This is a genomic window from Nostoc sp. 'Peltigera membranacea cyanobiont' 210A, from assembly GCF_002246015.1.
GTDB lineage: Bacteria > Cyanobacteriota > Cyanobacteriia > Cyanobacteriales > Nostocaceae > Nostoc.
This window is the reverse complement of sequence record NZ_NOLJ01000010.1, coordinates 31,864-43,845: the sequence shown is the minus strand read 5'-3', so window position 1 is coordinate 43,845 and position 11,982 is coordinate 31,864. Positions and strand designations below refer to the sequence as shown.

9 protein-coding genes are annotated in these 11,982 nt (G+C 35.7%); 1 reads left to right on the top strand and 8 read right to left on the bottom strand.

Going from position 1 to position 11,982, the window contains the following annotated elements:
• From CDG76_RS27990 to CDG76_RS27955, 8 genes are all read right to left on the bottom strand, one after another.
• Positions 1–1,995, bottom strand: a complete 1,995-nt coding sequence (locus tag CDG76_RS27990) for a glycosyltransferase (RefSeq protein ID WP_094352137.1) — start codon at positions 1,993–1,995, stop codon at positions 1–3.
• Positions 1,996–2,469: 474 nt separating this feature from the next.
• Complete coding sequence (locus CDG76_RS27985; protein WP_094352136.1) at positions 2,470–4,044, bottom strand: glycosyltransferase; 1,575 nt, start codon at positions 4,042–4,044, stop codon at positions 2,470–2,472.
• Positions 4,045–4,047: 3 nt separating this feature from the next.
• Positions 4,048–5,178, bottom strand: a complete 1,131-nt coding sequence (locus tag CDG76_RS27980; RefSeq protein WP_094352135.1) for a DegT/DnrJ/EryC1/StrS family aminotransferase — start codon at positions 5,176–5,178, stop codon at positions 4,048–4,050.
• Positions 5,175–5,930 carry a dTDP-4-amino-4,6-dideoxyglucose formyltransferase gene (locus CDG76_RS27975; RefSeq protein ID WP_094352134.1) on the bottom strand — a complete coding sequence of 252 codons (756 nt, stop codon included), beginning with the start codon at positions 5,928–5,930 and terminating at the stop codon, positions 5,175–5,177. Before CDG76_RS27975 ends, CDG76_RS27980 begins: the two co-directional genes overlap by 4 nt.
• A 327-nt stretch (positions 5,931–6,257) precedes the next feature.
• On the bottom strand, positions 6,258–7,568 hold the full coding sequence (locus CDG76_RS27970; protein WP_094352133.1) for an ABC transporter ATP-binding protein: 1,311 nt from the start codon (positions 7,566–7,568) through the stop codon (positions 6,258–6,260).
• Positions 7,569–7,946: 378 nt separating this feature from the next.
• Positions 7,947–9,404: a PPC domain-containing protein gene (locus CDG76_RS27965; RefSeq protein WP_094352132.1), complete on the bottom strand. Its 1,458-nt coding sequence runs from the start codon at positions 9,402–9,404 to the stop codon at positions 7,947–7,949.
• A 248-nt stretch (positions 9,405–9,652) separates the two neighbouring features.
• On the bottom strand, positions 9,653–10,498 hold the full coding sequence (locus tag CDG76_RS27960) for an ABC transporter permease (protein WP_094352131.1): 846 nt from the start codon (positions 10,496–10,498) through the stop codon (positions 9,653–9,655).
• A 292-nt stretch (positions 10,499–10,790) separates the two neighbouring features.
• Positions 10,791–11,525: a Uma2 family endonuclease gene (locus tag CDG76_RS27955; RefSeq protein ID WP_094352130.1), complete on the bottom strand. Its 735-nt coding sequence runs from the start codon at positions 11,523–11,525 to the stop codon at positions 10,791–10,793.
• A gap of 262 nt (positions 11,526–11,787) precedes the next feature.
• Here CDG76_RS27955 and petP point away from each other — a divergent pair, with 262 nt between their 5' ends.
• Complete coding sequence (petP, locus tag CDG76_RS27950) at positions 11,788–11,979, top strand: cytochrome b6f subunit PetP (RefSeq protein WP_094352129.1); 192 nt, start codon at positions 11,788–11,790, stop codon at positions 11,977–11,979.
• Positions 11,980–11,982: the final 3 nt, after the last annotated feature.

Below are 11,982 nucleotides of genomic sequence, written 5' to 3'. Positions count from 1 at the left end.
TCATGAAGAATACAAAGAATTATTGTCTATAAAATTTTGCCATCTGTTTATGAAAATATTTCTATCTTGGAGATTTTCCTTTGCAGACCTTGTACGTCCTTCTTTATGAATCCAAGTACTATTTGCATAATAGTAGGAATGTAAACCATACTTATCTCTAAGCTTAAAACAATAGTCGATGTCTTGACATTCTTCTTGGTAAACTGAATCTAAGCCACCCAAGTCTAAAAATAATTGTCTATTTGTAAACAAACAGGCTCCTGTAACTGCTGGCACAATTTGTGAATGAATAACTTTATTGTCGGCGCTTTTACAATTTTTATTAATATGTTCAGGAATATATTTATAAGGTTCATGTCTACATATAAATACTCCTGCGTGCTGTATTCGGAAATTAGGATATAATAATTTACAACCAACAGCACCTATCTGATTTTGATTAGTCTCGAAAATTTTGATTACTTCTTGAATAGATGGTAGTATCGCTTCTGTATCATTATTTAACAATAAGATATAGCGACCACGAGCCTGAGAAGCCAAGTAATTATTGCCCGTACTAAAATTATATCTACCTAAATAAAATACTGGATGTTGTATTGATTTATAATAAATTTCTGTTTCTGATAATTCTGAGCCAGTATCACCTATGAGAATTTCATAATTTATATATTGTAGAGTTTGCTTAATAGATTCTAAGCATGGTTTTAGAAGATTCACTTTGTCTTTAGAAAGGATTAATATAGATAAGTCTAATTTTTCTAAATTGCTAAAATACAAGCTGGAATTACTGGCTTTTAATTGAAGCTTTTTGATCCGAGGTAATGTTGTCTTGTTGATAATAGGCAAAACAAAACTTTTAGAGTTATCACCAAGAATAGTTGTTAAATGTTTAAGACGATTTTCATAAATAATAGAATTGAGTTTTTGAGAATTTTCTTTCCATGAATATAAAGTTTTAGGAGGTGTATATTGGTCTGCTCTCTGTAGATTATCTATAATTACTTGTGATAATTCATTAATATTTGCCGCTACTTTTGCACCAGTTTCTTTGTGTGCCCCCAAGTTTAATGCAAATGACATCCTACCGACAGCCATAGCTTCAACAAGGGGCAAGTTGTAGCCTTCCCATCTAGACAAAGATACACAAGCACTACAATCTAAGTAGGCAGAAATTAATTGTTCATTCGATGGGTTATCAATGCAAATAAGACCTTGATTTTTGAAATGTTTTACATCTTTAGAACTATCTGATTTACCAATAAGAACGATTGGCATATTAGTCAAACGAGAAAGTTCTTGTAAATCATTAGTTCCCTTGTATCTACTATAAATTTCTCCTAACCGAGATACGCAAAGTAAAAATGGTTTTTCTAAGCAATTTGGAGAGTAACCTCGTGAAGATGCCAAATTTGCTAGCTTACCCCTTAGCTTTTCATATTGAGGATATTCAATAATCAAATGGTCGGAACCACAATAAACCACATCAGCTCTTGTTAATGCCATATCTTCTTTAACAAAATTGCTGATAGCTATAGCTTTGTGATAAAGGTGATGATGCGAACTTCTAAATTCTTTTTGAGCTTTTCTCTCTTCTATTTGTCCGGGAAACAATTCTGGAGGAGGCTCACCATAGTCCCAAGCTATTTTAGTAACGTAAGAGTTCATCTTAAGTACTAATTCAAAAAAAGGGTCTGTATGAGCAATAGCTATATCACAGACTATTTTAGAGACAGTATGACTCAATCTAAAAGTAGGTAATGTTATTACCTCTATGTTTCCTATCTGAGTAAATGAAGAGGTGAAAAATCCATCATTAACTAAAGTGTAAATTTTAACTTTGTTTCCCCAAGCTGCCAAATACTTAGCTTGTGTCGCTACTACTAAATCTACACCATATCCTCTCTTTAGCCTTGCACAGAAAAAAGCTACATTCAGAGAGTCTTGAGATGAGACTATAGACCTTAATCTCAAAAACTTTTCATGATTAAAAATCATATCGATCCTCAATTTGGTAGATGCACATAACCAATATTCTTCACCCTATTGGTTGAAGTTTATTTTTACTTGGGAATAACAAAAAAGGTTGTTTTAAATACTATTTATATTTAAACTTAATATCCCGATTAATTATTAGAACAATATAATTCTGTACATTTTACATCATTGCGCTCGTACCGTTAACGTAATGCGTTTTCTATTAGTACTTAAGTACTAATAGAAAACGCATTTCATTTATTTATATAAATTTACCATTTGAGGGTACATAATGTTCAGATAAAATCCTTTTTTGATCACTTTATTGATTTATCACAATTTCATACACCAGTCAATAAGGATTTAAAATTTCAAGCACCCTATATTTACCTAGAATAATTTCTTAATCTTCATTGTCAGGATAGAGCGTATTTTATCTGAATTTGCAATCGCAGCAGTTACGATTTTCTTTTGTAATCAAACACTAGGGCTTTTTTACTCATTCCCTTCTAAACCCAAGCCTGATTTTAGTTGAAACCATACTTTTCGCAATTTCCAAAACTTACTGCTCTCCATTGCTGTAATCTTAGTTTGAAGCTGTTGTAATTCAAGTTGATTATAATGCAGTTCTGACTGGCAAGATTTTAGTTTCACCTGCGTCTGTTGCAACAAGGATTGTAGATTTTCTAGTTTCATTTGAGTGTCTTGAAATTGTGATTGCGAACGCTCTAGTTCTGTTTGAGTTTGTTGGAATTGAGAATATGAGCGCTCTAGTTCTGTTTGAGTTTGTTGGAATTGAGAATATGAGCGCTCTAGTTCTGTTTGAGTTTGTTGGAATTGCAATTGTGAGCGCTCTAGTTTTGTTTGAGTTTGCTGAAATTGTGATTGTGAGCGCTCTAGTTCTGTTTGAGTTTGCTGAAATTGTGATTGTGAGCGCTCTAGTTCTGTTTGAGTTTGCTGAAATTGTGATTGTGAGCGCTCTAGTTCTGTTTGAGTTTGTTGGAATTGTGATTGCGAACGCTCTAATTCTGCTTTAGTTTGTTCAAGTTCCAAAGACAAATTTTCTTTACTAATAAAACCGTATACATCATATTGACCTGTAATTGCTATTAAATTAGTAAAATCAAAAGCGTATTTTTTTATAATTTTTTCAAAGGTGTCATTTCTACTATCAAGTAGCTCATAAAGCTTATCTATTCCAAAACTTTGGTATGCAGGTAGACTAACTTTAATTGCTAGCAGAGCGATTTGCAGGTAAATAGATTCTTCAACATCTTGATTGTGGGTTACATCTAATCCCGCTTCGGGAAATATTTTATAAAAGTTATTGCGTACTTCCGGCGAACAATAATTATTTAAAATTTGTTTACACTCTATCTGATGACGAATTCTTGTTTCTGGCCTATTCCCGCTTGCATTAGCCTCATTATTACGGATACGAAATTTGATCAATTCTTCAGGTATTATATAGATATTATACTTCATGCAAAGCCTGATCCAGAAGTCAAAATCAGGTAGTTGGGCAAATCTCTCATCATATTGTCCCACATCATTGTAGCATTTCTTACGAACCAATGCACTAGGATGACATAAGCAGTTCCCTTTAAAGAAAAAATGATTTAACCATTCAAAACGAGTGCGGTTTGGTTGGAGAAAAATTTGTTTATAAAAGTGGTTTTCTTGATTAAAATCATTTCCATCATCATCAATAATATGAGCATAACTAAAAACAGCACCGACATCTGTATTTTCTTCCAAATAACTAACTTGCTTTGCCAACTTATCGGGATTGAAAATATCATCAGAACTTAACATTGCAATAAATTCGCCTCTTGCTTCTTTAATGCAATTGTTCGCAGCAACAGCCGCACCCCGATTTTTTGGAAAGCAAAAAAGCCTAATTCTTGGGTCATTAAATTCTTTAATAATTTTTATAGTGTTATCAGACGAATAATCATCTGTAATAAGTATTTCAAAGTCTTGATAGCTTTGTCTTAATACACTATATATAGTTTCTGATATATATTTTTCGTGATTATAAGATGGAATAATTACTGATACTTTTGGCACAGATTAATAGCCTCTAATTTCAATCATTATGTTACAAATTTTTTTAACATCATCAACGCTTAAGCCACCATACAAGGGTAATGATAAAACCTCTTTAGCTACTTGATTGGCAACTGGCAGGTTAACGCTACTAGATGATGGTAGGTACTTGTAGCATGGGTAATCGCTACAAAGAGGATAAAAGTATTTGCGAGTGAAGACATTATATTGCTTAAATTGATTATGTACATAGTCTCTATCACACCCAAAAAGTTCCTGATCAATCCTAATTACAAAATACTGATAGCTGCTGGTAATATCAGGAATTTCTGCCAAAAGACTAATACCCGGCATATTTTGCAGACACTTGCGATATGTCTCGACTAGTAGCTTGCGCTGATATCTTTCCTCCTCTATATATTCCAATACAATTAGACCCAGGGCTGCCTGAATTTCGTTCATTTTACCGTTAATTCCTGGCATGACTACTTCCTCGGCATTTTTGATGCCGAAGTTTTTTAACAATTCCACTCTGGCTTTCAAGTTATAATCCTTAAATAATAAAGCGCCTCCTTCGGCTGTATGAAATAATTTTGTAGCATGAAAGCTCATCATCGACAAGTCGCCAAAATTACCAATACCTACACCATCAATTTCTACCCCAAAGGCGTGTGCGGCATCGTAAACTACTTTTAAGCCATATTTATCAGCTATTTCCTGAATTTTGACCACATCACAGGGAGTACCATAGACATGAACTCCTAGAATTGCTGTTGTTTGGGGGGTAATCATTGACTCAATCTTATTGGCATCAATATTCATCGTTTCTGGATCAATATCACAGAATATCGGCTTAATATTGTTCCAAGTCAAAACGTGGGGAGTCGCAGGGAAAGTAAAAGGAGTAGTAATGACTTCTCCAGAAAGACGTAAGCTTTGACACCCAACTACAAGTGCAATCGTGCCATTATTAAATAATGATAAATGAGGAATTTTTAGAACTTGCTCTAGTTTTTTCTCAAGTTCTAAATGTTGTTTTCCATTATTTGTCAGCCATTGACTTTGCCAAATTTCTTGAAGCTTTTGATTAAACTTATTTAAATCTGGTAGTAGGGGACGAGTAACATATATAGGTTCTGGAAAAGGAGATATCATTCTTTTACAATTTCTTCTGGTTCTAGTGTTAGCCGGATAAAAATTTTATTATTTTCGTCATCTATAAAATAAGCATTTTGATAATCACCATGTGTCAAAGCACGCAGTAAATCGATAATTTCTCTGCCAGAATATACTTTTTCTAGTTTTATTTGTCTAATTTTTTGAAAATCTTTTTTTTTATTTATATTTCCTTCTTCTTCAAGAGTGTAAGTGTGATAATCATTGTAAAGTATTTTTTCTATTACTTCAGAGAAGATATCTAACTCAGCATCTAATATCCGCTTATAAACAGTATCTGAAGTATCATAAGAAAATATTTCTACCTGGCGCTGAATAATTATTGAACCGTGGTCTACCTTTTGATCCATTTCATGGATAGTCGCACCAGTTGGGAATTTATTAATAATACTAAATACATGAGGATACCAACCTCTATTATATGGATTAAAGCCTGGATGTATGTTTATACATTTGACTTCAGTAACTAGTTCTGCTGGAAAAATCTGCTTGCAGTGTGCAGATATAATTAAATCAAATTTATCAACTAAAGTTTTTATGTCTTTGTTGACATCTATCTGATTACATTTAAAATCAGAGATGAAAGGTAGTTCAATATCTGTTTGTGGAGAGCAGGCATAGCTAAATTCAGCATATTGATTTAAATGTTTCTTCTCTAAAATATCAAAGATTTTTTTTAGTAAATTACTATTATCTCCAATAATTAAATTATTTTTATAAAATAGGTTCATTTCACCTCACAGCCTCAACACTTTAATTTCTACATCTCTATTTTATTTTTGAAAATGTGAAGTACTTTTTATTTATAAATCTAAAAACCTCTCAAAATAATATTTTTACTTTAATTTTTTATTAGTTGAACAACTGTGTTTTGATAGGTTATTAATTTTATTTTTATATATCCAGCCATCATGAAAAAAATTTAGGGTATTCTTTTCATAAGAAAGTTGTTAATCTAAATCAATTGAATTACGTAAGTCAAATTTAGATAAACTAAATTTAATATATAATTCTTTGTGTATTATATATAACTTCAGCATTTGATGTTATCTCATATTTTAGTACTTCAATATTTCTAGACAGTTATCCAAATGAACGCTTCCATATAGACGTGCGTCTTTTCTTGGTGCTACACCAAACTGAACAGCTAATGGCACAAAATCGCAAAAATCTACTACAGCAATTTCAAATTGAATAGGAATTGACAATACACAGGAAATATTATAGATACCTTGTATCAAGGTAGCTTTAAACTTCCAATCAATAATATATCTTTCTCCCTGCTTAACAGACTTGAGTGTTTTATCTTCAATTTCACTATCAGAATACACTATATCAGCACCATTCTTATCTCTAATGTGATAACCAAATACTAGCTCTTCAATATCTTCATAAATTTCAATATGCATTCTTAAAATTAAATTTTGTCCATAATCAAGGTTAGATATTTTTTTACCTTCTTCGTTGAGAATCTGCACGTTGATAAAACTTGCTTTCCCATTTTGTATTCTTTGAAAAGCTGCTCTTTTTAGAAAATCTAAGTTATTAACAAAAGAATGTTCATCACTTTGAACTAATAATTCTGAATCAATTGAATCATTCTTGAGTTTATCTTGCTTAAGAATCACTTGCTCACTTTCAACCTTCATTGAAAAATACTTTTCTACTACTTGGTTAGCTGAACCAGAAGTTATTAGCTCTCCATGACTCAATAAAATTGCTTGACGACAAAGACTTTTAACAGCGCCAACATCATGGCTTACAAACAGCACTGTTACCCCAGTATCCATCATCTGCTTCATCCGCGTCATGCACTTTGCTTGAAAGAACATATCCCCTACAGACAATGCCTCATCCACAATTAGAATATCTGGATCAACATGAATTGCTGAAGCAAAAGCCAGTCGGACATACATTCCACTAGAATAGCTCTTAACTGGTTGTTCAATAAAGTCTCCAATATCAGCAAAAGCGGCAACTTTATCAAAGCGCTCATCCACATCCTGGCGAGAAAGCCCCATGATTGCGCCATTCATATACACATTTTCTCGCCCGGTGAATTCTGGATTAAACCCAGCGCCCAACTCTAGCAGTGCTGCAACTCTTCCATTGACTTGTACTTCTCCATTTGTTGGTGTCAAAGTACCACAAATCATCTGTAGAAGCGTAGACTTGCCTGCACCGTTGCGCCCGATAATGCCCATAGTCTCGGCTTTATTTACGTCGAAAGAGACATCCCGCAGCGCCCAAAACTCTTGAGCGTAACTTTTTCCTGGCACTAAAATTTCTTTTAGTCTGTCTACGGGACGAGCATAACGTTTAAAGCACTTTGAGACATTTTTTAACGAAATTGCAAGTTCTTCACCCATGTCTTTGCGCTTTCTCCTCAATACACCCAAACTATGACCAAACTACTTTAGGGAAACTTATCCCAGTAATAGCTGCCATTTTGCCAAAATCTTTCACTACACAAAAGTCAATGGCATTACATTGACAAGCAAAAAGTACCACTTCCAGCTTAAAGTATCAAGCAGGATGGTACTACAACATAAAAAAGTTTTATTGTTTTCTCTAATTATGCTTTTGTTTATTTTTTTACTACATTCAGTCAGTTGCCGAAATTTGTGGCAATATAGCTAGCTAGTTTACATATCACATTAATGCGAAAAAGTCAAAATAGATCGCTCTAATTAGCAATTGCTTTTGACTTTATGCATCACAACTCAGAGTAGCCTTGGTGAAAGTAGTCAAGTAGTAATTGCATTCAGTGTGTAACCAGTGTTACTGCCAAAACCCTGAATCTGGATATAGTAAGTACCAGGACTTAAGCTAGCGTTTAATATTGAATCTGTGTTAGTGCCAGTTTGCGTTGATGATCCGATAATACTGCCATTGGAATTAAGTAGATACAAATTTGCATCTGCCGTAAATGGAGATAGTGATGTAGTCAACGAAAGATTCTCATTCACAATAAACTTATAGTAGTCATTTGTATCACTACCGCCTACAGTCTCTCGGATAACACCGGATGACTTAGGTGCATCGAATCCAGTCAAAGGAAGAGCACTACTGAGGGTATTGCCAGCGTCTACAATGGAACTACAATTTACTCCTAAATTGTAAGTAGAAGATGCGCCATTCACGCCTGGATAGACTCGGATGTAGTATGTACCAGGGTTTAAGGCAAAGTAAGTAACTCCATCACCAGTATCATTATTACTTGTAGAACTCAGGAGCGAACTACCATTAGCATCGAGTAGCGATAAGTCTAAATCTGCGTTCACATTGTTAAGTGTTGCACTAATACTGCGAACATTAGTTAGCGTAAAACGGTAATAATCATTAGTGTCACTACCACCGATAGAGCCATTAAATAAAGTGCCGTTATCATCTTGATTACCAAGGTTGAGAGCAGTATTTAATGAATTACCTGGATCTGGTGTACCAGACCGCCCATCATTGAACGCCCCAAAAACCACCCAATGCTGATAAAGTTGACGGTTAGTTGTTAAACCTGCATTTCTCAAGTCTGAATAGGTATTGCGGTAATAATTTACATCAAAAGCCGGAGTGAGTTTCCGTCCTTCATTCAGTCCAAATGTTTCTAAATGCCCAAAAGCACGATAGCGATCGCCTCCAAAGGCTTGATTGACATCGCTATTGTTAGACAAATAGTAGTTGATATCAACAAATGGTGAAAAACTGCGTCCTTCTCTGACACCAGAAATTACTAAATGCTCCAGTGCTTTAGCACGATTATCCCCAAAGGCTTGTTTCAAATCGGGATTCGCCGCCAAATAATAATCGTTTAAGTCAGCAATAAATGGTGAAAATTCACGTCCCTCGTTGACACCTAAGCCTCGCGCATGTTCATAAGCTCGTTCGCGATTACCGCCAAAGGCTTGATTTACATCAGGGTTAACAGCTAAGTAAAAGTTGACATCGAAAAACTGAGAAAATTGGCGTCCTTCTGCTACACCAAATTTTCCTAAATGCTCGTAAGCTTGACGGTTGTTAAAAGAAGCCAAATCGCTGCTACTAGAGCGATAGAAGTTAAGGTCGGTAAAGGCACTAAAAGCCCGTCCTTCATCTATACCAGAGTTTTGAAAGTGTGAAAGCAACTGTCCATCTGTCGTCAAGCCTGCTCTAGCTAAGTCGGCGTTAGCAGCACGGTAGAAACTGGCATCAAATAAGTTAACAGCCATAAATTTCTTGGGGGTTAGAGATGAATTGGCACTACACCCATTCCTGTTGGTTTAAATTTACAAAGACAAAACCAGGAGCAGGCATTGCGTGCTACTCAGTATAATCTCAACTAATTAAAACTAGCAAGCAAGTTATACTAAAAAAATACATAATTTTACGTAGGAAATTTTTCTTGTTATTCAAGGATAATCCTGACAACCAATAAAGTAACTTGCAACTTGCCGCGTGCTTAACTTTTCCTATTAAGTTACAATACATCTGCAAATGCCGGACGTAAGCGTCGATAACACCATAATCCACCGCAAAACATCGCCAGCGCAATTAGTGAAGCAACTCCTAACTCACCCCAATGCTTCACCTCTCCCACTAAAACTATGTCACGATAAACTTCTGCGATCGCTGTCATCGGATTTAACCAAAATACCCATCCCCGCCATTCCTCTGGAATTGCTGAGGCGGGATAAATAATTGGTGTTAAATACATCCAAATATTCAAAATTACTGTCAATGTCTGGGGTATATCTCGCACAAATACTGTCATACTAGCCGTTAAATAACCCAATCCTGCTGTCATCAATAATTGTGGTATCCACACCAACGGCAATAATGCCAAGGTCGTGTGTATAGTATGAGAACTGATCGCCACAAAAAAAATCAATGCTATTAAACCAAAGGAACTCTCAATAAAGGTTGATAAAATTGGCACTAGTGGTAACAATCCTAGAGGAAACACCACTTTTTTGACTAAATTTGGTTGTCCAATTACAGAACTAGCAGCCTGACCTAAACCACCACTAAAAGCAATCCAAGGTAATAATCCCGCAAATAGCCACAAACCAAAGGTGAAGTTATTTTCTGGTAAGGTTTTGATGCTCAACTTCACCTTCAAGACGACCGAAAACACATAAGTGTAAATCAGTAATTGTGATAGCTGATTTAGCAAAGGCCACAAATTGCCTAAAACAGAACCCTTATACCGCGCCTCTAAATCCCGACGTACTAAAGTTCTCAGTAAATCAAACTTTGCCCAAAACCGTTCATTTATCGGCAGAATACGTCTTAGACTACCTGCTTTACGTAAGAACATTCGCATTATTTGTAATAATTGTTATTTTTTTGCTATTTGCACAGTCGATTCTCTTTATAAAGCTTTATAGCGATGAAAGTACTTTTGTGTTAATTGAGAAATACATTATTACTTGAAAATAGTACTTAAATTGTCTTGGCAATTATACAATGAATCTTACTAGGATAGGTTGTTTGGATTAATTGGCTGCGATCGCAAAAGCCCGTTGGCGTTCTTGTTGTAATGGTTCACCGTCTGAACTGGGATATTAGATATTGGGATTGACTATTTTGATGGTTGTAGTTATGGCTACCTGTTACTAGGATAGGTTGTTTGGATCAATTCCTTGCGATCGCAAATACTCTGCCAGTCTATCAGCCCGTTGGCGTTCCTGTTCAGCTTGTTCTCTTCGAGTCGGCACCCAACCCGCAGAATTATACCAACGCAACCACAAACCAGTTGTCTGCTGATAACTACCTTGCCAAAAACCCAATCCTAGCTCTAACTCTTCTAACCATAGGCGGTTCTCTGGTAAAGATATTGCTTCGTAACGAGTGCCATTGACCTTAAATGCACGTAGATGATTTTCATAGCGGTCATAGATAACGTAGTAGGGAACCCGTAAAATCTGTTCATATACTTCCCACTTCGTTGGGGGTCGGTTTACTTCCCGCAGTGTTTTTCCTAAGTCTTCTTGTTTTGTACCAGGTGAAAGTAATTCAACTACTAAAAATGGATCAATTCCTTCTTGCCAAATAACGTAACTTAAGCGCAGGTCTTGCTGTTGGCTAGCACTAGGTAATCCTAAAACCATGTACCAATCAGGACGCTTGTAACACAAAGGATGGCGGGGATCGTAGTAAAGATTTAAGTCGCTAGCAAGCAAAATTTCCTCAGATGGATAAGCAAGAGGCTGACAAGTCTCACTGAGCAAATCTGCCTGAATCCGGTGAAATTCATCTGGCAAACCTGATTCCCCCACTAATTCACTGGGTAAATCATACATCGTAGGCATTGTTTCTTGTGGCGGACGGGGTGGATCTGTTTGATACATGATTACTACCTTTGTTGCTGAACTCAAGCTATCTGAAACAACTCTCTCCGATGTTTGACGACAAGCAGGTTTGTGTCTAGACAAATTTTCCGCCTGCGATCGCTGTCGTTCTTGTTATAACCATCATTGAACCTCAGAAGTCATTAGTCATTTACTATTCTCCTTCATCTTCCCCAGTTCCCTTATCTTCCACTGAATTTATGAGAGCAGAGTCACGGATTCCGCTACACTGAGACTTGGTTTATCTGAATTGTAATCAGGCATGGAAATCGGACAAAAGGTTAAAGTCTATCGTTTGCGCGATCGCGTCTCTCCCCCAGTTGTGAAAAAACTCGGACAAGTGGGTATTATCCAAGGCTACAAAGTCACCGATGGTGCTGGAATCGGTGTAGTAGTGCTGTTTGAAGACAATTCTTCCACTTGGTTTTTTGAAGATGAAATCAAACCTGTGTAGTTG

What these genes read in the sequence shown, in the direction of transcription:
- petP (WP_094352129.1), top strand. Translation starts at nt 11,788, where the DNA reads ATGGAAATCGGACAAAAGGTTAAAGTCTATCGTTTGCGCGATCGCGTC.
- CDG76_RS27965 (WP_094352132.1), bottom strand. Translation starts at nt 9,404, where the DNA reads ATGGCTGTTAACTTATTTGATGCCAGTTTCTACCGTGCTGCTAACGCC.
- CDG76_RS27970 (WP_094352133.1), bottom strand. Translation starts at nt 7,568, where the DNA reads ATGGGTGAAGAACTTGCAATTTCGTTAAAAAATGTCTCAAAGTGCTTT.
- CDG76_RS27955 (WP_094352130.1), bottom strand. Translation starts at nt 11,525, where the DNA reads ATGTATCAAACAGATCCACCCCGTCCGCCACAAGAAACAATGCCTACG.
- CDG76_RS27980 (WP_094352135.1), bottom strand. Translation starts at nt 5,178, where the DNA reads ATGATATCTCCTTTTCCAGAACCTATATATGTTACTCGTCCCCTACTA.
- CDG76_RS27960 (WP_094352131.1), bottom strand. Translation starts at nt 10,498, where the DNA reads ATGCGAATGTTCTTACGTAAAGCAGGTAGTCTAAGACGTATTCTGCCG.
- CDG76_RS27975 (WP_094352134.1), bottom strand. Translation starts at nt 5,930, where the DNA reads ATGAACCTATTTTATAAAAATAATTTAATTATTGGAGATAATAGTAAT.
- CDG76_RS27990 (WP_094352137.1), bottom strand. Translation starts at nt 1,995, where the DNA reads ATGATTTTTAATCATGAAAAGTTTTTGAGATTAAGGTCTATAGTCTCA.